Below are 22,602 nucleotides of genomic sequence, written 5' to 3' on the forward strand. Positions count from 1 at the left end.
CAAAAAACAAAGAATCCAAAATAATACATAACATCCAATATATTCATAATAAAGGTTTGTAGAGTATAATTCAATATCCATATTAAAACTAGAGAATCCTAGCTATATGATTACTGTCCGAATTGCTCCATTTGTTTTAGTTTTAATCGCTGTTCTAAAGCGTGAATCATAAAGAGGAAATGCTTCGCTTCTCTTACAACGTGATCCGCTAGTAAAGGATTAATTACATTCTAGATTGTGATTTAACGCTTGTAAGATGCGCATCAAACATATCAATTATTTCAAGGAATCTATCAGCTTCACGGAAAACATGGTCTGCTAATAGTGGGTGAATGATACTCTTTATTTTACATTGCTCGATTAAATCACGTGCCGTTTTCTTAAAGTCCCGAAGAGATGTGACTGACACACGATTTTGATCCAGAAATTGATCTAAAAGAGGCACTGTTTGAGATTGTGGTTTCATAGATTCTAAGTCAATTGCTTGATACATCAATTCATCAAAATCATTACTGAAATTCCGGGCCATATCTACAAGCTTTCTTTCCGATGGATCAAGAAGATGACCAATAAATTTAGCATGGTCTGCCATAATCCTTAAAAAGAAAACATTTTCTTTAATAATGGCATCAGGAAGAGCATTCAATTTACCCTCATTTAATTCAATTAAACGATTTCTAAAATAATCAGCTTCCCTACTTGTATGATCAACTAACAGTGGAAAATTATTTTGCCCTGGCAATTTACATGTGAGAATTAATCCTAGAATTTTTCGTTTAAATCCGAAAATATTAGTTGCAGCTTGTTGTACTTCTGAATTAAATCTTTTTATTTGCTCAGGATCTGTTTGGTTTGTATACGAATGCGCAATTTGTTCGATATGTTCAAACAATCGGTAAAATTGATTAGCCTCTTGGATTAGTTGAGTATCCTCACATCTAAACCCCAATCGAAGAAATAAAGAATGCTCTTTCATGATTCTAGACCAAAAAAGAATTTCATTTAATGATCGTTCAACAAACGCTCCAGATGTAACACCCGTATCAGGATGTAATCTATCCATTTTCAATCCCTCCAGTAAATACTATGCTAGTTCTATTCCTATGAATAGATATATGTAAAAATACCAGCAATAAAAGTTCAGTCTGGCTATAAAAATAATCTTATTTTTTCTATTCATCACAACATAAATAATAATAATTCTAATTTATTTACCAAACAGACGACTCCAACGTGATTTCTTCTGTCCTGAAGCTACTATTAGGCGCTGGCGTTTTAATTATTAAGAACAAAAACAAGCTGCCATTTAACATAACTTGATCCCTCTAATCGTGGGCAGTAAAACCCCACCTCAAGATTCAGAGAAAAGCAAAGAAGATAAGTGGGGGATAACTGCTGGCATGCGCCCGATTGGTTCAACTGACCATTCGGAGAAAAGGCATCTCCGAACGGAAGTTTCACTTTATTTATCACCCGGGGCAGGCTGATCCACTCCCTTAACATGGTGTTTATGCCCATTATTTTCCGTCGTATAAAAATCGTAATAATGAACATGCATTCCGTTTCCAACTGGAATTGCTGGTCCTGAATACGCCTTGTAATAGTGTGTATGTCCATCTTCGAACAATACATATCCTTCTGTATAATGTATATGCCCGCCCTCTTGTGTCTTAATGGGGGGAGATGTTACATCTAGGCATTGATGTACATGCCCGCCCACAACAGATGTATAATCCACTGACCCATGGTTATGATGTGGCACAAAACCAGAAACAAAATCATCTTTTCCCACCCTGTTCACTCTATCCATTCTCTTCATTCCCCTTATGCATAAAGATAAACTCTATAAACTAGTATGCTTATACGATCGAGATAATTCCTCTCAAATTTATCCTACTGCTTTTAGGAAAGGAGAGCCTGATTGGTGAGAGCTTTCTATGAACAATCTCTCCTAAAAAATTAAAAAAGGTGTCTCCAAAATCGCAACTTGGAAACACCATCTTCTACTCTTTATCTATGCTGTAACATCGCAACTAACTTCTCTTGACTATACATCCAAACAGTAATAACTAAACAAGCAAGCGCTACTTCTGATAATGCCATAAACCCAATTGCATAATGGCCTGTTAGTTGGAATAATAACGTTAAGATTAATGGCGGGAAGAAACCACCAAGTCCGCCAAGTGCCGATACAAGACCATTTACAATACCAGCTTGCTTGGAGAAATACATTGGTACAAGTTTAAAGATTGTTCCATTTCCAGTACCAGCGCAAAAAGCAACTAATAAACAACCGAATGTATATACATTCATCTTTGGCATGAATGATAAAATAATTCCTGCTAATGTTAAACCGGTAAAGACAAAGATTAAAATTTTAAATGGATTAAATTTGTCGCCGAGCCAGCCCCCAATTGGACGCATGATTGTTGCTAAGGCGATAAAACCAGCTGTACGTAATCCAGCATCTACTTTCGCTAAGCCAAAGTGAGATACAAGGAAGTTCGGTAAATAAACTGTAAATGCGACGAACGAACCAAACGTTAAGAAGTAGAAAATACATAAGAACCAAAGTTTTTCATTTTTATATACACCTTTAATTTGTTCCGTTAATGATGTATTTACCTTTTTCTCGTTACGATCTCCTAACAGGAAGTTTGCTAATGCAAATGCAGCGAGTAAGATTAAATACATTTGTACCGTTGTTCTCCAGCCAAATGAAGTTGCAAGTACTGGTGCAAGAAAGGATGTAACCGCTGTTCCTATATTTCCTATTCCGTATATTCCGTTTACAAAACCATGCTTTTCTTTCGGATAGTATTTCAGAAGAGATGTTACCCCTACAGAGAATACCGCCCCGCCAACTCCGGCAAATAAACCGCCAATAATTAAATCTAGCATCGATGTTGCTATACTAATATAAAAGACAGGGAATAATAGAATAATAAAACTAATAAAGAATAGTTTTCTTGCTCCGTAACGATTGGTCCAGTAACCAATTGGAATGCGAAGAATAGAACCTAAAATTACCGGTACTGCCGTGACAAGAGAAATCTGTCCTGCTGTTAACGCAATGTCTGCTTTAATAAATGGCATTAAAGAAGATAAAATCACCCATACCATAAAGCCAAGTATAAGATTTGAAGTTTGTAATCCTAACTGAAAATTCGGATTTTTCATTAGTCTCTCCCCCTATTTGTGCAATATTTCACATTTCCTATTGCTTCCCTCCTGCCTAATCACGCTCTTTCCCGCATTAACGGGCAATAATCCTCCACCTCAAGATTGAGAGAAGCGAAGAAGATAGGTAAAGGATAACTGCCCGTAAAAGCCCGATTGGTTCAACTAACCATCAGTGGGGGATAAAGCCCCCACTGATGGAAGTTTCACTTTATCATGATTAGGCAGGAAAGAATCACCCGCCGCTTACCGGTGGAATCAACGCAACAACATCACCATCTTGAATCATATCGTCTTCATTTGCATACTCTTCATTAATTGCTACCATTATGTGCTGTGAAAGGGAAACATTGTAGTCTTTCGTTACAAGCTCCTTCAGCTCTGCTACCGTAAGGTTTTGTACATCAATTTGTAATTGGTGTGTTCCAGCTTCTTCTTGTAAATGAGAAAATAATAACACTGTAATCATTCTACATTCTCCTTTCCTGGCTCTCCGTTTGGATACGATGTTTGCTCTAATTGATCGCCAATCCATTTCTCACCGTCTTCCCAAAACTCTTTCTTCCAAATAGGAACAATTTGTTTAATTCGCTCCATAATGTACTCATTTGCCTCGTATGCAGCTTTTCGGTGCGGCGTTGATACAGCAACAACTACCGCAATATCAGAAATTTGCAATGTGCCGATGCGATGCGAAATTGCCACATATGTTCCTGGCCACTTTTCCTTCGTTTCTTCCCCAATTTTGGCAAGCATTTTTTCAGCCATCGAACGGTACGCAGCATATTCTAAGTAAAGCGTACGGCGTCCTTTCGTAAATTCTCGCACTGTACCAATGAATGTCGTCACAGCGCCGCATTCACGGTGAATCACTTTCTGCGCTACTTCTTCAATAGAAATCGGTGTATCTACCACTTCAAAATACGTATTTGTCATTTTGTATCCCTCATTCTTTGTACGAACCAATTTATATACTTTTCATCTTCTGTTATATGAAAGACTTGATAATGTTCTTGCCCTGTTTTTAGAGCCTTATTCCATGTAATAACAGCAATCACATTTTCGACACTTTCTAATAAAGAAGCATCTTCCTCTGACCGAAGTAAAACAACTTTTGGATATCGTTCTTTTTTATATCCTTCAACGATTATGACTTCCGATTCAAAACATGTATACAAACGAATGATTTTTTCTAAAGACCAGTCGCGCTCAGCGGATAAAGACAATATTCCATCCCCTTCCACTGCGCTGACAATCGCTCCAGCCAGGCGATGACGTTCGCTATCTTTTTGCAGGGGCAATTCTGGATATCCTCCGTGCCCATGATGCTTAATCGCTCCTACTTTCACACCTTCATTCGTTAACGCTTTAATCAGCTTCTCTGTCAATGTTGTCTTCCCGCTATTTTGATACCCTACGATTTGTAAGACTGGAACGGCTCTTTCCATGGCCACTCACTTCCTTGCTCTCTGTCTAATAAAAGGACAGTAACTGTCATACCTTCTTCAAAACCACGCGTGCCACCTGGCAAAACGATAAACGCATTCGCATCAGCGAGTGAAGAAACCGCACTGGATTTATCAAGTCCAACTGGCACAACTTGCAGCCTTCCGTTTACAATTTCTACTTTCCCTCTAACAAAGCGTGTAAATGGATTTGCTTTCGGGAACCCCTTCATTAAAACGGCATCGCTGCGATACATATGAGGCTCTTTCATCTGTAGAAATGTTCGAACAACCGGACGTACAAACAATTCAAATCCAACATAACAAGCAGATGGATTCCCTGATAATCCAAACAATAACTTTCCATTTACTTCTGCTACTGTCGTTACACTTCCCGGACGCATCGCTACTTTATTGAACAATACGTTCGCTCCAAGCTTTTCATAAATAGCTGGCAAGTAGTCATAATCACCAACTGACACACCGCCTGTCGTAATGAGAATATCGACTTCTTCCATTGTCTTTTTTACCATCTCATAACAAGTATCAAAGTCATCTGCAAATTGGCCATAATATCGAACCGTGCCGCCTGCTTGCATAATTTGCGCACCGATCATATATGAGTTACTGTTGCGAATTTTCCCTGGTTCAAGCGGCTCATGAACTTCTAACAATTCACTTCCTGTCGTCACAATTCCAATAACCGGACGCTTTATGACAGCTACTTCACTATAACCAAACGTTGCAAGAAGGGCTGCCACTCCTGGATTAACCATCGTTCCTTTTTCAACAAGTACATGATGCTTCCTTACATCTTCACCCTTACGTGAAATATTATCGCCTGACTGAAACGGACGCTTCAATTTCATATATGTCTTTTCGTCTTTTTGGGATCCTTCCGTAAGCTCCAGCATGACAACCGCATCACAACCAGTTGGAATTGCTGCACCAGTCATAATCCGCACCGCCTGAAATGCCTTCACTTCCTCTGTAAAAACAGAACCAGCTCCAATTTCTCCAACAACTTCAAACTCGGCCGGATGTTCATAACTTGCTTTCTTCGTATCTTCTGCCCGAACTGCAAAACCATCGTACGGCGATCGGTCAAAATGAGGCACATCATGATCAGCAGTTACATCTTCCCCAAGAATTCGTCCATAACTTTCCGTAAGTGGTACGCGCTCAATTTCTCCGCGCTGTGCATACTCCATCACACGCGCTACTGCATCGCTAACAGCAATTGGTATTCGTTTTTCTAGCATCATTTTCACCCCACATTTGCAAAATATCACATCTTTATTACACTTATTGTTGTACAATGCTAATCATAATAGCAATTACTTCAAGGAGGAATTTCATGTCTTCATTTACTCATTTTAACGACCAAGGCCGCGCCAAGATGGTGGATATTAGCGACAAGAAAGTTACTGTACGCACAGCTATCGCTCGTTCAAGCATCATTGTGACAAAAGAAATTTATGATAAAATCACTCATAATGAAATCGGAAAAGGCGATGTCCTAGCCGTTGCACAAATCGCTGGTATTATGGCCGCAAAGCGCACTTCTGATATTATTCCGATGTGTCATCCACTACTTCTAAAAGGTGTTGATATTTCCTTTGACTGGCATATTGCAGATGAACAATATCGTTTACTTATTGAAGTAAACGTAAAAACAGAAGGCAGCACCGGCGTTGAAATGGAAGCCTTAACTGCCGCTTCCGCTTCCGCTCTTACCGTATATGACATGTGTAAGGCTGTCGATAAAGGCATGATTATCGGTGAAACATACCTGTCTGAAAAAACAGGTGGCAAAAGCGGTGATTATATAAGAAATCAGTCTTAATCCAAGGGGGTGTTCCCTTTGGATTCACCCTATATAACGCGCATATAATCGTTTTGCCACTTGTATATCATTTGTACCATGAACAAAGGCCCGACCATCTTGAAATAAAACAAAACGATATTCATCAATATGAAAGGATAATAAGTACGGCGTCCTCTGTACTGGCACGCTCTTTTGTAAGCGCTTTTCTATTTCTTCTAAGTTAAGAGGCTGATTTATGCCTGGACGTACTTGAACCGTATTACGGCCGCATAATACTTCTGTTTTCGTTTGCGCTTCAAATGTTAAGCTTGGATATGTACGAAGTTTGCCGCATGATGGACAGTTTTCTTTTTTCTGCCGGTTTACTTTAAATGCCATATATTGATTGTTCCAAAGATCAAATGATACCATCGTTTCCCTTAGCGCTGCGAAGTCTCCAACTAATATTTTTAAAGCTTCAGCAACTTGATAAGCAACGACCATTTGCACGGCTGGTTGAATAATTCCTGCTGTATCACACGTTGCTCCGCTCGTTGGATGTTCCATTAAACAGCGAAAGCACGGTGTTTTCCCTGGGATAATCGTATACGTTACACCGTAACTCCCAACACAGCCACCATATATCCACGGAACGCTATACTTTTGTGAAATATCATTGATAAGAAGACGTGTATCGAAATTATCCGTCGCGTCGATCATAACATCCACGTTTTGCACAAGCCGCTCGATTTCTTGCACCGTTACATCCGTTACAACTGGCTCAATATCTACCTCAGAATTAATTCGTCTTAAATGCTGCGCCGCTGCAACTGCTTTTGGCACATAGCTCTTCGCATCTTCTTCTGTATATAATTGCTGCCTTTGCAAATTGCTCCATTCGACATAATCTCGATCAGCAATCGTCAACTTGCCAACTCCTGCTCGAACAAGCGCTTCAGCATTTGCTGTACCAAGTGCACCAGCACCGATAATGAATACGTGTTTTTCACTTAAATTGCGCTGACCGGCTTCCCCTATCTCAGAAAATAGTATTTGCCGTGAGTACCGCTCTTGCATCTTAACCCCTTCTCCCTATCCGCCAATATATGACATTTCAATTTTCGGGCGGTTATTTATACTTTCTTCCGTTCGTTCATCTGAATAACGATCATTACGCTTATTCCACACATCTTTCACGATTTGAAACAATTCCTCATCATCTACTCCACCACGGATCAGCGCTCGTAAATCTGTTCCTGTCGTTGCAAATAAACAAGTATACAACTGACCTTCTGCTGAAATGCGCGCTCGCGTACAAGAAGAACAAAACGATTCAGAAACAGAAGTAATAAAACCAACTTCGGCCTCAGTTCCAACATATCGATATCGCTTGGCTACTTCCCCGAAATAATGAGGATCTATCGGTTCAATTGGATACGTACGTCCAATCATATCGATTAACTCTTTCTTCGTAATAACTTGTTTAAAATTCCAGCCGTTCGTACTTCCAACATCCATAAATTCGATAAAGCGAAGAGGGATGCACTGCTCTTTACAATAAGCGGCCATCTTCAAAATTTGATTATCATTCATGCCCTTTTTCACGACCATATTGATTTTTACGTCTAAGCCAGCGGATTTTGCTTCTTCAATTCCTCGTAATACAGGTTTTGTGCTTACATTGCGGCCATTAATACTTCGAAATACATCATCATCTAACGCATCTAAGCTGACGTTTACTCGCTGTAAACCTGCTTCTTTCAATGCCTTTGCTTGCTTTGTTAAATGAATGCCATTTGTCGTTAATCCAATATCTGTTAAACCTTCTATTTTTACAAGACGTTTAATAAGCTGTGGTAAATCTTTACGAAGTAACGGTTCGCCGCCAGTTAAGCGAATTTTTCTTACGCCCATACGAACAAAAAGCTTAGCTAATCGCTCAATCTCGTCAAACGTAAGTAGAAACTCTTCTTTTAAAAATGCATAATCTGGTCCAAACACTTCGGCCGGCATACAATACGTACACCGAAAATTACAACGATCAATGACAGAAATGCGTAAATCTTGAAGTGGACGCTGCCATACATCTATAATCTTCTCAGTCATCTTCACCCCTCCTTCTTGCTGTATGTCTACTTTTATTCTATTATAATATATTTTTAAACTAGGGTGTTTTTGCTCTTACACTTTATCTTTTTTTGGCTGTCTTTCATTTGTCTTCATCATAAAAAAGAACAACAATCTATGTTGTGATATTTCTCACATCAATTTCCTCATTCAAAAATTCTTCACAAATGTGTTCAAAAACTGTTCACAATTAGGCAAAGGAAAAAATCTCTTGCATTTTCACTATATTTATATTCAAAATAAGAAATAGACTATTCGGAAAAAAAGGGGTGATTGCTGTGGCAAACAGTACTGCATTATCAAATGATTTAAAAGAATTACTCGCATCTGTTGAATATAAAATGCAAATAAACAAATCCCATTATATTTTCCAAGAAGGTATGGAGGCAAAAGAACTATATATTATTCACTCGGGAAAAGTACAAATTAGTAAAATTAGCGCTGACGGTCAAGAATTGACACTGCGCATTTGTTCGGAGAATGATATTATTGGGGAGCTTACATTATTTACGGAAGACGCCAAATATTTATTAAATGCAAAAGTGCTTGAACATGCAGAAATTGGCGTCATTAAGCGGGATGCATTAGAAAAAGCATTGCTGGAAAAACCAGCTCTTGCCTTTGAATTTATGAGGTGGGTTAGTGAACATTTACGAAGAATGCAAACGAAGTTTCGTGATTTAGTATTGCATGGCAAAAAGGGCGCACTCTACTCCACTCTCATTCGCATGACGAATAGTTATGGCATTTTAAAAGAAGATGGTATTCTTATCGATCTTCCATTAACGAATCAAGAGCTTGCAAACTTCTGTGCAACCTCCCGTGAAAGTGTCAATCGCATGTTAAATGATTTAAAAAAACAAGACATTATTTCTATTCATAAAGGAAAAATCACCATTCATAATTTACACTTTTTAAAATGTGCAATCTCTTGTGAAGATTGTCCTACTTCTATTTGTAGTATTGAGTAGCATCTCATTTAGATGCTGCTCTTTTCTTTATTCTACACCCTCACCGTGTTTTGCAATGTGCAAAATGTCACACCTTCTCGATTTTCCCCTTACACACTCGTAATTTTTTGACAATCTGTTGAACTGTGATAGATATCACATCCCTATTTTGCATGCCCTCTTATAGTGAAAGTAAGCAAGAGAGACGCAATAAAGTGAAACTTCCATCAGTGGGGATTTTCTTCATTTCCCACTGATGGTTAGTTGAACCAATCGGGCTTTTACGGGCAGTTATCCCCAAACTATTTTCTGCGTTTCTCTCTGCATTTTGAAACGGGGGTCTTACTGCCCGTTAAAGCGGGATAAAGGAGTGAACAGTATGAAAAAGAAATTATCACCACTTATGCAACGTTTAAAATATTTTTCGCCAATAGATCGTTATAACGATAATCATACGCAAGAAACATATGAAGACCGAGAATGGGAAAATGCCTATCGAAAGCGATGGCAACATGATAAAGTAATCCGCTCCACACACGGCGTAAACTGCACCGGTTCTTGCAGTTGGAACATTTACGTAAAAGATGGGATTGTCACTTGGGAAGGCCAAGAGCTAAATTATCCGTCTACTGGTCCTGATATGCCAGACTTTGAGCCACGCGGATGTCCGCGCGGAGCAAGCTTTTCCTGGTACATCTACAGCCCTCTTCGTGTGAAATATCCATATGTACGCGGCGTTCTTTGGAATATGTGGCAAGAAGAATTACAAAAACATGAATCACCGTTAGATGCTTGGAAAAGCATTGTTGAAAATCCGGAAAAAGCACGCACATATAAAAGCGCTCGCGGAAAAGGTGGCTTCATTCGTGCAAGTTGGGATGAAGTATTACAGCTCGTTGCTGCTTCCTTACTATATACAGTAATCAAGTATGGTCCTGATCGAAATGTTGGCTTCTCGCCAATTCCTGCGATGTCAATGTTAAGTCACGCAGCTGGTAGCCGCTTTATGCAGCTTATGGGCGGACCGATGCTGAGCTTCTACGATTGGTACGCTGACTTACCGCCAGCTTCACCACAAATTTGGGGTGATCAAACGGATGTGCCAGAAAGTAGTGATTGGTACAACGCTGGCTACATTATGACATGGGGCTCTAACGTACCACTAACACGGACACCAGATGCCCACTTCTTAGCAGAAGTGCGCTATAAAGGAACGAAAGTTGTTTCTGTTAGCCCTGATTTTGCCGAATCAACAAAATTCGCTGATGACTGGATCAGTGTAAAACAAGGAACAGACGGGGCACTTGCAATGGCAATGGGGCACGTTATTTTACAAGAATTCTACGTGGACAAACAAGTAGACTATTTCATAAATTATGCAAAACAATACACAGATTTCCCGTTCCTTGTCACGTTAAAACAGCAAGAAGATCAATTTGTTGCAGATCGTTTCTTAAATGCCGCTGATATCGGCCGGGAAACAAAACTTGGCGAATGGAAACCTGTTCTTTGGAACGATAACAGTCATGATTTCGCTACGCCGCACGGCACAATGGGCTCACGCTGGGATAACGAGAAAAAATGGAACTTACGTTTAGAAGATGAACAAACAGGCGAAAAAATTGATCCGCGTCTTTCTTTACTTGGTATGGAAGATGCAATTGGAACCGTACAAATTCCATACTTTTCTGATGACGGAAATGAAGTATTAGAACGTACCATTCCAGTGAAAAAAATTACAACGCCAAACGGTGACCTTTTCGTAACAACTGTCTACGATTTAACATTAGCAAACTACGGTGTGGACCGCGGTCTTGGCGGCCCAGAACCGAAGAGCTTTGATGAAGATGCTCCGTTTACACCAGCATGGCAAGAAAAAATGACAGGTGTAAAACGAGAACTTATTATTCAAATCGCTCGTGAATTTGCGCAAAATGCCGTTGATACAAATGGACGCTCAATGATTATTGTCGGCGCTGGCATTAACCATTGGTTTAACTCGGATACGATTTACCGCGCTGTCTTAAACCTCGTTCTTCTCGTTGGAGCACAAGGGGTAAACGGCGGCGGCTGGGCTCATTATGTCGGCCAAGAAAAATTACGTCCGGCAGAAGGTTGGCAAACTATCGCAACAGCAAAAGATTGGCAAGGCCCACCGAAACTGCAAAACGGTACATCCTTCTTCTATTTCGTTACAGATCAGTGGCGCTATGAAGATACACCAGTTGGACATTTAGCATCACCAGTTGTCGGCAACTCACGCTATCAGCACCACGGTGATTACAATGTGTTGGCAGCTCGCCTTGGCTGGTTACCATCCTATCCAACATTCGAGAAAAACGGAATTGAATTATATAAAGAAGCAGTCGCTAATGGTGCAACAACCCAGGAAGAAATCGGGAAATATGTTGCAAATAAGCTAAAAAACAAAGAGCTCAAATTTGCGATCGAAGACCCTGATAACAAAAATAACTTCCCGCGCAATTTATTCGTTTGGCGCGCGAATTTAATCTCAAGTTCTGGTAAAGGACACGAGTATTTCTTAAAACATTTATTAGGTACAACAAACGGATTAATGAACGACGATAGTGATTCATTACGACCAGAAGAAATCAAGTGGCATGAAGAAGCACCTGAAGGAAAACTTGATCTACTTATCAACTTAGATTTCCGTATGGCTGGAACAGCACTATACTCTGATATCGTTCTTCCTGCTTCAACGTGGTATGAAAAGCATGATTTAAGCAGTACAGATATGCATCCGTTCGTGCATCCATTTAACCCGGCAATTGGTTCACCGTGGGAAGCTCGTTCTGATTGGGATATTTTCTGCTCCCTTTCAAAAGCAGTGTCTGATTTAGCACAAAAGTTAGACCTTGAGCCAATGAAAGAAGTTGTTGCAACACCGCTTCTTCACGATACACCGCAAGAATTAGCACAGCCGCTTGGACAAATTAAAGATTGGAGCAAAGGGGAATGTGAGCCAATCCCAGGCAAAACAATGCCGCAAATACATGTTGTAGAACGTGATTATAAAACGATTTATGACAAAATGACCGCACTTGGGCCAAACGTTGGAAAACAGCCAATTGGCACGAAAGGTATCTCTTGGTCTGCGGAAAAAGAATACGAACAATTAAAGAGTAAATTAGGTGTAATTCGCACTGATTCTATTGCGAAAGGATGCCCTAACATAACAGAAGCAATCAATGCTGCTGAAGCTGTGTTAACTCTTTCTTCGACAACAAATGGTCATATGGCAGTAAAAGCATGGGAAGCACTTGAAAAACAAACGGATTTACAACTGCGTGATTTGGCAGAAGAGCGTGAAGAAGAATGCTTCACATTTGAACAAATTACAGCACAACCAAAAACAGTTATTACATCACCTGCTTTTAGTGGTTCTGAAAAAGGAGGACGCCGTTATTCACCGTTTACAACAAATGTGGAGCGTCTCATTCCTTGGCGAACAATAACAGGGCGTCAATCTTTCTACTTAGATCACGACATGATGAAGGAATTTGGCGAAACAATGGCAACGTTCAAACCAATTTTACAACATAAGCCGTTCCGAAAATCTCGCCCTGAAGTAGAAGGAAAAGAAATTACGCTAAACTATTTAACACCGCATAATAAGTGGTCTATTCATAGTATGTACTTTGATGCACTGCCGATGTTAACGTTGTTCCGCGGCGGGCCAACAGTATGGATGAATAAAGATGATGCCGCTGAAGCCGGTGTTGCTGATAATGACTGGACTGAATGCTTTAACCGAAACGGGGTCGTTGTTGCACGTGCTGTCGTCACACACCGCATGCCTCGTGGAATGGCGTTTATGCATCATGCACAAGATCGCCACATTAACGTGCCTGGTACGAATTTAACAAGTAACCGCGGGGGAACACATAATAGCCCGACGCGTATTCACGTAAAACCAACTCATATGATCGGCGGATACGGTCAATTAAGTTACGGCTTTAACTACTATGGCCCAACTGGAAACCAACGCGACTTAAATGTCGTCATCCGCAAACTGAAGGAGGTAGATTGGCTTGAAGATTAAAGCACAAGTCGGAATGGTAATGAACCTTGATAAATGCATCGGCTGCCACACTTGTAGCGTAACATGCAAAAACACCTGGACGAATCGTCCAGGTGCTGAATATATGTACTTTAATAACGTGGAAACAAAACCAGGCATCGGCTATCCAAAACAATGGGAAGATCAAGAAAAATATAAAGGCGGCTGGGAGCTGAAAAACGGAGACCTTCAGTTGAAATCCGGTTCAAAAGCGAAACGTCTCATGAACATTTTCCATAACCCAGATCAACCAACAATTGATGATTACTTTGAGCCTTGGAACTACGATTATGAAACATTAACAAACAGTCCACAGCGAAAGCACCAACCAGTTGCTCGCCCAAAATCAGCTATTACAGGTGAATTTATCGATAAGATTGAATGGGGACCAAACTGGGAAGATGATTTAGCTGGCGGGCATATAACAGGCTTACAAGATCCAAACGTCAAGAAAATGGAAGAAGAAATTAAAACGGATTTTGAAAATGTATTCATGATGTACTTACCTCGTATTTGCGAACACTGCATCAATCCGTCATGCGTATCTTCTTGTCCATCCGGTGCTATGTATAAGCGTGATGAAGATGGCATTGTCCTTGTCGACCAAAATGCATGCCGTGCTTGGAGATTCTGCGTATCTTCTTGCCCGTATAAAAAAGTGTATTTCAACTGGCAAACGAATAAAGCTGAAAAATGTACGATGTGCTTCCCGCGTATTGAAGCTGGTATGCCAACAATTTGTTCGGAAACATGCGTCGGACGCATCCGTTACATCGGAGTTATGTTATATGACGCTGACAAAGTAAAAGAAGCTGCATCTGTACCAGATGAAAAAGACTTATACCATTCGCAGCTTAACGTATTCCTAGACCCAAATGATCCAGAAGTAGCTGCTGAAGCAAAGAAACAAGGTATTCCAGAAGAATGGATCAAAGCTGCTCAGCAATCACCAATTTATAAAATGATTATCGATTGGAAAATTGCTCTTCCTCTTCATCCAGAGTATCGTACATTGCCAATGGTTTGGTATATTCCGCCATTAAGTCCGATTATGAACATGGTCGAAGGAAAAGGAAGCAACTGGCAAGCAGAAGAAATTTTCCCTGCTATTGATAATATGCGTATTCCAATTCAATACTTAGCAAATTTATTAACTGCAGGGGATGAATCTCATATTCGTCTTACATTGAAAAAAATGGCTGTCATGCGTACTCATATGAGAGCATTGCAAATAAATAAAGAACCAAATGAAGCTGTATTAAAAGAACTGAACTTAACAAAAGAAGACGTTGAAGATATGTATCGTCTTCTTGCGATTGCGAAATATAAAGATCGTTTTGTTATTCCAACTTCTCACCGCGAGCAAGTGGCAGACCTTTATAACGAGCAAGGAAGTTGCGGTCTTTCCTTTGCCGGCGGTCCTGGCTCTTGTATGACAATCTCTTAAAATAAAGGAGGTAACAATTATGAATCAAAGTTTACAAACAGCGTTTTCTTGTTCTTCCTTTCTTCTCTCCTATCCTGAACGAGGATGGAGAGAAGCACTTCCTCATGTACAGAGTGAGATTCAAACGATCCAACATGAGAAAATTCGCACTACCCTTACAACGTTTATCGAACAAGCAAAACAAAAAACAAATGATGAATTAATTCAATCATTTGTATATACATTTGATTTTGGCAAAAAAACAAATATGTATCTCACTTATATGAATACTGGTGAACAACGAGAACGAGGAATTGAACTGCTAGAACTAAAACAACACTATCAAAAAGCAGGCTTCGCTGTAACAGATAAAGAACTGCCTGATTATTTACCGCTTATGTTAGAATTTCTCGCAAATGCCGGTGAAGAAGATAGTGAACCGATTATGAAAAAATATGAAAGCAATATCGAGGCATTGCATCAACAATTAAAAGACACAAACAGTATGCACGAACCACTTGTCCGATGCATCCTTACTGCTATTCGTGCATGGCAGTATGAAATAAACTAGAAAGGAGTACGGCAAAGATGATGGATCAATTTTTATGGGTACTCTTTCCCTATATCATTTTAGTCATTTTCATTGGTGGACATATTTTTAGATACAACTACGATCAATTTGGCTGGACATCAAAATCTAGTGAACTATTAGAGAAGAAAATGCTCCGAATCGGAAGTTTACTATTTCATTTTGGTATTATGTTCGTAATTGGCGGGCATGTTATGGGAATTTTAATCCCCGAATCTGTCTACAGTTCTCTTGGCATTTCTGAACATACGTATCATATAATGGCAATCGGCTTCGGCCTTCCAGCAGGTATTGCTTCTGTAATCGGATTATTCATTTTAACGTATCGCCGCTTTACCGTAAAACGTATTATCGCAACAAGTACAACCGGAGACTACGTTGCTCTCATCTTGTTGCTCATCGTAATGCTTGCAGGACTTTCTTCTACATTTTTAAATATCGATTCAAACGGTTTTGATTATCGAACAACGATTGGCCCATGGTTCCGCAGCCTCTTTATTTTCCAGCCTAAAGCAGAGTATATGGCGGAGGTGCCAATTTGGTTTAAAATTCATATCATTGCAGCTATGGGACTCTTTGCAACATGGCCATTTACAAGACTTGTTCATGTCTTTAGCGTACCGGTGAAATACTTACGACGCAGTTATATCATTTATCGAAAAAGAAAACCGGTAAAATTTTAATAAAAAAAGTGTGCAACACCTTGATTGCACACTTTTTTATTTTTGCTTTATTTGTGTTCGATACTGATTTCCCCAATCACGCATCATTATGATAATCGGAATTAACGACTTTCCGAACTCGGTTAACGAGTATTCAACCTTCGGAGGTACTTCCTTATATATTTCACGGTGAATCACACCATCAGCCTCTAGCTCTCGTAATTGTCTCGTTAACATTCGCTGTGTGATACCAGGCATCAATCGTAAAAATTGATTAAAGCGAATTTCTCCATTTATTAAATGAAATAGAATTACACCTTTCCATTTTCCGCCGATTACATCTAATGTGACTTCTACCGAACAACGACGTATACTCTCCTTCTCCATCTCATCACTCTCCATTAGTATACATTTTGATACTATATGTCAAAAATGTGCGTACTTACACTTGTAATTATATTATAGTAAAATTCATTTTGTAATCGACTTACTAAGAGAAAGTAAATTATCAAAAGGTGGTTATTGAAATGAAAAATACAAAAGAAGAAATTTTAAAAGCATATGAATTTAGACATGCATGCAAAGTATTTGATGTAAATAAAAAAATCTCTGATGAAGATTTTCACTTTATTCTCGAAACAGGCCGTCTTTCTCCAAGTTCATTTGGCTTTGAACCTTGGAAATTTGTTGTAATTCAAAATCAAAATCTTCGTCAAAAACTTCTTCCAGTGGCATGGGGAGCACAAAAACAATTACCAACAGCCAGCCATTTTGTTGTGATTTTAGCTCGAAAAAAAGAAGATATGATGTATAACTCTTCTTATATTTCTAACTTTATGACAAACATCCAAAATCTCCCTCCAGAAGTAGTAGATGCGAAAAGTAATTTTTATAAAACGTTCCAAGAATCCGATTTTAATTTATTAGAAAGTGATCGTGCTATGTTTGATTGGGCTTCTAAACAAACATATATTGTTCTAGGTAATATGATGACTGCAGCTGCTCAAATCGGTATCGATTCTTGTCCTATTGAAGGCTTTCAGCAAGAGAAAGTAGAATCTCTTTTACGAGAAGAAGGCATTATTTCTGGAGAGGCATTTGGTGTCTCTTGTTTAGTAGCATTCGGCTATCGATTAGAAGAACCTCAACGTGAAAAAACCCGTCAAACAATGGATATGGTTGTTGAATGGATAAAATGAATGAAAGCATCCATCAGTGAAGAGTTTTCCCTCCCCCACTGATGGATGCTTTTTTAGAAGTAATAAGCCCGTACTTCTACGAAAACCCTACTCCAAAATCTGCACTCTCTGTACTAGGAGTTGCTTGGGGAGCTGCTTGTAAACCGCTCCCGCCGCTACTACTTGAACTATTACTTTGACCACTGCTTGGGCTACTACCTGTTAGTCCAGTACCTCGTGTAATTGAAGTTGTCAACGTATCTCCAGGGCGTAAGCAAACTTCATTTGTATTCCCGATAACGACGACAACATCTATACATGTTGGTCCTGTTGATCCTGTAAATGTTTTCGAAGCAACAAACGAAGTATCTCGCAAATTATCCCCCGTGAAAATATTCCCAGAATTATTAACAATAACAAATTCCTTAATACAAACCCCCATTTTATACAACCTCTCCACATAAATCTATTTTTACTTTTTCGGTATATAAGCCGCTGCTATGCAGAATACAACATGACCTGTATTTGCTTGCTCCCTTTGTTTTAAACCTCGCATGTGGTAGGAAAAGGCCCTGACCGCTGCTATGCATGGCCAGATGCTCTCGTCCCTCCTAAAAGGAAAGAGGTTTTTATATCGTTTTTTTAATTCATATATTATACCCCCGCTGTTAATGCACCAACTGGTAGAGGCGGAGTAAATTCAGTAGTTTGCGGTGTTATCGGCGGCGCTAACCTCCCATTTAAGAATGTCGCAACGCTCGATCCACCAGAACCACTAAATGCCTTCCTTACAAAAAATGGAGAAAGATTGTAACAATCCCCCATGTTGATTGCTCCTCTATTATTTATGATTTTGATTTTTCGAATAAGTGAATTCACCCTTGAACCACCTTCCTTAACAATATCTCCTGCTTTCTACACTGTATGCAAAAGAAAAAAACTTGAAACGGACGCGTTTCAAGTTTTCAAAAGAATTATTACATTTTAAGAAATAGTAACTTACTTTATCCCGCATTAACGGGCAGTAAAGTGGGGATGCACAAGGAAGAAAACTGCCCGTAAAAGCCCGATTGGTGAGGGCTGATAATCAGTAGGAATGAGCTCTTCACTGATTAAAGTTTCACTTTACTTCTCCTTCGTACTGCATCATGCCACCAACCATGTTTAGTGTCTTATAGCCTTGTTCATTTAAATAATGACAAACATTTTCGCTGCGCACGCCAGATCGACAAATAAAAATATATTCATTTTCTTTATCAAAGAAGTCTACTTTATGCGGAATATCTCCCATTTTAATATGAACTGCTTCTGGAATTTTCCCGTATGCTACTTCTTCATCTTCACGCACATCTACTAAAAAGAGCGTTTCACCTTTTTCTAAACGCTCTTGTACTTCTTCTGGCATAATAGTTTTCACTTCAGTCATAAACTCTCCTCCTTCTTTCTCCTCAATTTTAGCATGCACCACTTAGAAAACAAGTTATGTGTATGAGTTACATCAGACTTGAGGTTTGTTGATTAAGAAATTGATGCACTTTCCCGGCAAATAAATGCGTCTCAAACACACCTGCCATATGTCCGTATATACTTTCAATTTCATATACTTCTGCAAATTTCCCGTTCTTTCTCAACAATTCAACCATCTTATAATTATAACGGGGAGGCTGCAGTAAATCTTGCTTACAAGGAATCATTAGGACGCTCGCTTCTATTTGCCGAAGCGCTTCCTCTAATGAAGGAAAACCGTGAGCAATATCATGTAATAAAGTTGCTTTTGCGGTGTACATCCATGAATTTGCATCAACAAAAGCGATATTCTGTACTGTTATTGCATTAATTGCTTCTTCAAATGAAGTTAATGTACAAAAATCTTGATACGGCGCAGATTCTATACTGTCCCGTGGAAATGTCGTTTCATAATAATGAGCATCATATGCATTTATAAACATCATTTTCGCTGCTAAGTGCAACCCTTTTACAGGCTGCTGCTCTCCGTAATTTCCCTCTTTCCAGGCTGGATCTAATTGAATTGCATCGATTGCGTGTTGCAAGACATTAATAGACGTTACAACTGGATTTTGCGGATTTGTAATCACGCCAATCATTCGTTCCATCATATGGGGATAATGAACGGCCCATTGCTGTGCAATCATACCTCCAGCTGATGGACCAATGACCGTGTGCAGCCTAGTAATCCCCATGTCCTTTATTAATTTATACTGAATACGAGCCATATCACGAAACGTGAATACCGGAAATTCCATTCCATACTCTGCGCCTGTTTCCGAATTTATCGTTTTTGGTCCTGTTGTCACAACATAAGGATTTTTCATTTGTACATTACAAAGATTATCTGTACAAATAACAAAGTATTTATTTGTATCAATTGCTTTTCCTGGTCCAATTAATGCATCCCACCAACCTGGAACTAAGTCTTGCTCTGTATACTTTCCTGCTGCATGACTCGTCGCACTAAAATAATGACACACTAAAATAGCATTTGATTTCTCATGGTTTAACGTACCGTATGTTTCATAACCAATTTGGATTGGAATTGATGCACCGTTTTCAAATGTATATTTCTTTAGCCGAAATACTTGTTTTTGTACATATAACATCTTTTCGCCTCCTTAATTCACACTTCGTTTCTACATAAAACAAATGAAGTGCACTACAGAAGACTATTCAAAAAGAGAAAACGCATTTCCTTTATTTGTTCAATTATTATTTCCTCTAAAACTCATATCATTACGTATCCAAAAGTGCTTCCCTCGCTATTTACATTTCACTTTTTCACACACAAATATATGCATAATATATAAAAATTCCCACAGACTAAAGTTATCTTATTTGGATAAAGAGGGAATACATATGTTTTTCAATTGGTTTCGCAAAAAAAAGAACGCTAATAAACAAGTGGAGAAGAACAATGCAGATACAAAAAAGAAACAAAATAAACAAACAAACAATGAGCAAATAGCGCAAACAAAGAAGCAACAAACTCAAACTAACAAACAGCAGACAAGCCAACAGCAAGCTCAAGTTAACAAGCAGCAGACAAACCAACAAGCTCAAAACAACAAACAGCAAGCAAATCAGCAACAAACTCAAAACAACAAGCAGCAAGCAAACCAACAACAAACTGAAAACAACAAGCAGCAAGCAAACCAGCAACAAACTCAAAACAACAAACAGCAAGAAAATCAACAACAAACTCAAAACAACAAGCAGCAAGCAAACCAACAACAAACTGAAAACAACAAGCAGCAAGCAAACCAGCAACAAACTCAAAACAACAAACAGCAAGAAAATCAACAACAAACTCAAAACAACAAGCAGCAAGCAAACCAACAACAAACTGAAAACAACAAGCAGCAAGCAAACCAGCAACAAACTCAAAACAATAAACAGCAAGCAAACCAGCAACAAACTCAAAACAATAAGCAGCAAGCAAACCAGCAACAAACTCAAAACAACAAGCAGCAAGCAAATCAGCAACAAACTCAAAACAATAAACAGCAAGCAAACCAGCAACAAACTCAAAACAACAAGCAGCAAGCAAACCAACAACAAACTCAAAACAACAAGCAGCAAGCAAACCAACAACAAACTCAAAACAACAAGCAGCAAGCAAACCAACAATCAAAGCAAAGTGAAAACAACATTTTCAATTTTAGCAAGCCAGAGCACGAAACTGTTCATTCACTACAAGAATTGATCCAAAAATTACAAGAGTCAAGCGATTTTGTTCACTATCATACTTCTGAAGACCCTACTAAACCGTATTGGATTTCATATTTTCGTACGTCAATGGATGGTATGAGGTTACAAAATTATTTAATGCCTGCTTTATTGCACCATACTGCGCCAACACTAGAAGAAGTAAAAGCAATGATTCCAATAAGCGGACTCATCATTACAAGTGACATAAAAAAAATTGAAGAGATGGTCTTAAAGGGGCATGCCATTGTTCAACTACAAGAACATGATACGGAATGTCTACTTGCAAATATTGCAATTGAGAAATATAGATTACCGGCTATACCATTGAACGAATCAACAGTTATTGGACCGCAAGAAGGATTTGTAGAGGATATCGATACAAACATTAACCTTGTTCGGAAACGTTTACCGGTTCTTGAGCTAAAAACAAAAGAGCTGGTACTTGGAGAATTCTCCAAAACAAAAGTTGTTATGATGTATTTGAGTAATGTAGCAGAAGAAGAAAGCGTTACATATTTAGAAGATACCTTAAACACACTACAATATGAACAAATTAATGATAGCTATTATATTCCCCATCTAATGGGCAATACATCTATTTTCCCAACTTTTATTAATACAGAACGGGCTGATCGTGTCAGCAACGGGCTCATTGATGGAAAAATCGCTATATTCGTTGATGGCTCACCTAATGTTTTGTTAGCACCTGTATCTCTACTGGATTTCTTCATCTCTCCTGAGGATTACAGCGTGACATGGTTTTATGCAACTTTTTCTCGTTTATTACGTTTTGTCGCAGTTACATTTTCCATTTGTGCAACGCCTTTATATGTAGCTGTGCTTAGTTATCATTACGAATTAATTCCAAGTGATTTGCTGGAGACATTAATTTTATCGCGGGCGCAAGTACCATTTCCGCCTATAATAGAGGCTATTTTTCTGGAGTTAGCTATTGACCTTCTCCGCGAAGCAGGAGCACGTTTACCAATGAAAGTCGGGCAAACGCTCGGTATTGTTGGGGGTATCGTGATTGGGCAGGCATCGGTTCAAGCAGGATTGACTAGTAATATTTTATTAATCATCGTCGCCTTATCTGCACTTGCATCATTTATTACACCGATTTATCAAATGGGCAATGCGGTTCGTTTACTGCGCTTTCCCTTTCTCATACTTGCCGAGTTATGGGGATTATTAGGAATTTCACTAGGATTTATCTTTTTATTAACAAGACTTTTTCGATTATCATCCCTTCGAAAGCCGTATGGGTTTGTTTATCCATTTCGCAAACAGTCGATGAAAGACTCCCTCGTACGAATGCCCTTATCTGAAATAGATACGCGCGGAGTTCAAGGAAGACCACAACATGCCCAGCGTTATGTCAAAGAAGTGTTTCCAAAACGGATGACAGATTTCGATGAGTGAAAAGCGAGGAGC

Annotated in this window: 22 protein-coding genes and 1 pseudogene; 8 read left to right on the top strand and 15 right to left on the bottom strand. The window is 39.1% G+C overall.

All coding sequences use genetic code 11. The features are described from left to right. Positions 1-110: 110 nt before the first annotated feature. The 8 genes and pseudogenes from PLX19_RS26170 to PLX19_RS10555 all read right to left on the bottom strand — a co-directional run. Positions 111-230 (bottom strand): annotated as a pseudogene (locus PLX19_RS26170) (DUF2935 domain-containing protein); the annotation flags it as partial. Beyond that, positions 224-1,063 carry a DUF2935 domain-containing protein gene (locus PLX19_RS10525; RefSeq protein ID WP_272188527.1) on the bottom strand — a complete coding sequence of 280 codons (840 nt, stop codon included), beginning with the start codon at positions 1,061-1,063 and terminating at the stop codon, positions 224-226. The gene PLX19_RS10525 and the pseudogene PLX19_RS26170, both read right to left, overlap by 7 nt. A gap of 399 nt (positions 1,064-1,462) precedes the next feature. Next, entirely contained in the window at positions 1,463-1,801 is a 339-nt protein-coding gene (locus PLX19_RS10530; protein ID WP_272188724.1) for a YmaF family protein, read from the bottom strand. A 209-nt stretch (positions 1,802-2,010) separates the two neighbouring features. Beyond that, the gene (locus PLX19_RS10535) at positions 2,011-3,180 is read right to left on the bottom strand and encodes a nitrate/nitrite transporter (protein ID WP_272188528.1); all 1,170 of its coding nucleotides are present in this window, start codon (positions 3,178-3,180) and stop codon (positions 2,011-2,013) included. A gap of 235 nt (positions 3,181-3,415) precedes the next feature. Continuing rightward, positions 3,416-3,649 carry a molybdopterin converting factor subunit 1 gene (moaD, locus tag PLX19_RS10540; RefSeq protein ID WP_272188529.1) on the bottom strand — a complete coding sequence of 78 codons (234 nt, stop codon included), beginning with the start codon at positions 3,647-3,649 and terminating at the stop codon, positions 3,416-3,418. After that, complete coding sequence (locus tag PLX19_RS10545; RefSeq protein ID WP_272188531.1) at positions 3,646-4,116, bottom strand: molybdenum cofactor biosynthesis protein MoaE; 471 nt, start codon at positions 4,114-4,116, stop codon at positions 3,646-3,648. The genes moaD and PLX19_RS10545 overlap by 4 nt, the downstream gene beginning before the upstream one ends. Continuing rightward, positions 4,113-4,634, bottom strand: a complete 522-nt coding sequence (mobB, locus tag PLX19_RS10550; protein ID WP_272188532.1) for a molybdopterin-guanine dinucleotide biosynthesis protein B — start codon at positions 4,632-4,634, stop codon at positions 4,113-4,115. Before mobB ends, PLX19_RS10545 begins: the two co-directional genes overlap by 4 nt. After that, positions 4,595-5,887 (bottom strand): molybdopterin molybdotransferase MoeA, encoded by a 1,293-nt coding sequence (locus PLX19_RS10555; protein WP_272188533.1) that lies wholly within the window; start codon positions 5,885-5,887, stop codon positions 4,595-4,597. Before PLX19_RS10555 ends, mobB begins: the two co-directional genes overlap by 40 nt. Positions 5,888-5,982: 95 nt before the next feature. On the opposite strand from PLX19_RS10555, the gene moaC reads away from it, so the two are divergent. Then, entirely contained in the window at positions 5,983-6,471 is a 489-nt protein-coding gene (moaC, locus tag PLX19_RS10560; RefSeq protein ID WP_272188534.1) for a cyclic pyranopterin monophosphate synthase MoaC, read from the top strand. A gap of 24 nt (positions 6,472-6,495) precedes the next feature. Here the strand turns inward: moaC and PLX19_RS10565 are convergent, their stop codons facing one another. Together PLX19_RS10565 and moaA are read right to left on the bottom strand one after the other, a co-directional pair. Beyond that, positions 6,496-7,509, bottom strand: a complete 1,014-nt coding sequence (locus tag PLX19_RS10565) for a molybdopterin-synthase adenylyltransferase MoeB (protein ID WP_272188536.1) — start codon at positions 7,507-7,509, stop codon at positions 6,496-6,498. A 15-nt stretch (positions 7,510-7,524) separates the two neighbouring features. Next, entirely contained in the window at positions 7,525-8,538 is a 1,014-nt protein-coding gene (moaA, locus tag PLX19_RS10570) for a GTP 3',8-cyclase MoaA (protein WP_272188538.1), read from the bottom strand. Between the two features lie 299 nt (positions 8,539-8,837). Between moaA and PLX19_RS10575 the strand changes: the two genes are divergently transcribed. From PLX19_RS10575 to narI, 5 genes are all read left to right on the top strand, one after another. After that, positions 8,838-9,530 (top strand): Crp/Fnr family transcriptional regulator, encoded by a 693-nt coding sequence (locus PLX19_RS10575; RefSeq protein ID WP_272188539.1) that lies wholly within the window; start codon positions 8,838-8,840, stop codon positions 9,528-9,530. Positions 9,531-9,888: 358 nt separating this feature from the next. Then, the gene (locus PLX19_RS10580) at positions 9,889-13,572 is read left to right on the top strand and encodes a nitrate reductase subunit alpha (RefSeq protein ID WP_272188541.1); all 3,684 of its coding nucleotides are present in this window, start codon (positions 9,889-9,891) and stop codon (positions 13,570-13,572) included. Further along, entirely contained in the window at positions 13,562-15,037 is a 1,476-nt protein-coding gene (gene narH / locus PLX19_RS10585) for a nitrate reductase subunit beta (protein WP_272188542.1), read from the top strand. Before PLX19_RS10580 ends, narH begins: the two co-directional genes overlap by 11 nt. Positions 15,038-15,056: 19 nt before the next feature. Then, the gene (gene narJ / locus PLX19_RS10590) at positions 15,057-15,587 is read left to right on the top strand and encodes a nitrate reductase molybdenum cofactor assembly chaperone (RefSeq protein WP_272188543.1); all 531 of its coding nucleotides are present in this window, start codon (positions 15,057-15,059) and stop codon (positions 15,585-15,587) included. 17 nt (positions 15,588-15,604) lie between these two features. Continuing rightward, the gene (gene narI / locus PLX19_RS10595; protein ID WP_272188544.1) at positions 15,605-16,288 is read left to right on the top strand and encodes a respiratory nitrate reductase subunit gamma; all 684 of its coding nucleotides are present in this window, start codon (positions 15,605-15,607) and stop codon (positions 16,286-16,288) included. 36 nt (positions 16,289-16,324) lie between these two features. On the opposite strand, the gene PLX19_RS10600 is transcribed toward narI, so the two are convergent. Next, the gene (locus tag PLX19_RS10600) at positions 16,325-16,654 is read right to left on the bottom strand and encodes a winged helix-turn-helix transcriptional regulator (RefSeq protein WP_272188545.1); all 330 of its coding nucleotides are present in this window, start codon (positions 16,652-16,654) and stop codon (positions 16,325-16,327) included. A gap of 140 nt (positions 16,655-16,794) precedes the next feature. Between PLX19_RS10600 and PLX19_RS10605 the strand changes: the two genes are divergently transcribed. Then, positions 16,795-17,466, top strand: a complete 672-nt coding sequence (locus PLX19_RS10605; protein WP_272188546.1) for an NAD(P)H-dependent oxidoreductase — start codon at positions 16,795-16,797, stop codon at positions 17,464-17,466. 76 nt (positions 17,467-17,542) lie between these two features. On the opposite strand, the gene PLX19_RS10610 is transcribed toward PLX19_RS10605, so the two are convergent. The 4 genes from PLX19_RS10610 to PLX19_RS10625 form a co-directional block, all read right to left on the bottom strand. After that, positions 17,543-17,887, bottom strand: a complete 345-nt coding sequence (locus tag PLX19_RS10610) for a hypothetical protein (RefSeq protein WP_272188547.1) — start codon at positions 17,885-17,887, stop codon at positions 17,543-17,545. Between the two features lie 212 nt (positions 17,888-18,099). Beyond that, positions 18,100-18,324 (bottom strand): spore germination protein, encoded by a 225-nt coding sequence (locus tag PLX19_RS10615; protein ID WP_272188549.1) that lies wholly within the window; start codon positions 18,322-18,324, stop codon positions 18,100-18,102. Between the two features lie 241 nt (positions 18,325-18,565). Continuing rightward, complete coding sequence (locus tag PLX19_RS10620) at positions 18,566-18,871, bottom strand: rhodanese-like domain-containing protein (RefSeq protein ID WP_272188551.1); 306 nt, start codon at positions 18,869-18,871, stop codon at positions 18,566-18,568. 67 nt (positions 18,872-18,938) lie between these two features. Next, complete coding sequence (locus PLX19_RS10625; protein ID WP_272188552.1) at positions 18,939-20,063, bottom strand: alpha/beta fold hydrolase; 1,125 nt, start codon at positions 20,061-20,063, stop codon at positions 18,939-18,941. Positions 20,064-20,316: 253 nt separating this feature from the next. Between PLX19_RS10625 and PLX19_RS10630 the strand changes: the two genes are divergently transcribed. Continuing rightward, entirely contained in the window at positions 20,317-22,590 is a 2,274-nt protein-coding gene (locus PLX19_RS10630; RefSeq protein WP_272188553.1) for a spore germination protein, read from the top strand. The last annotated feature ends 12 nt before the right edge of the window (positions 22,591-22,602 follow it).

The sequence above is a fragment of the Bacillus sp. BP-3 genome (assembly GCF_028401955.1).
Lineage (GTDB): Bacteria > Bacillota > Bacilli > Bacillales > Bacillaceae_G > Bacillus_A.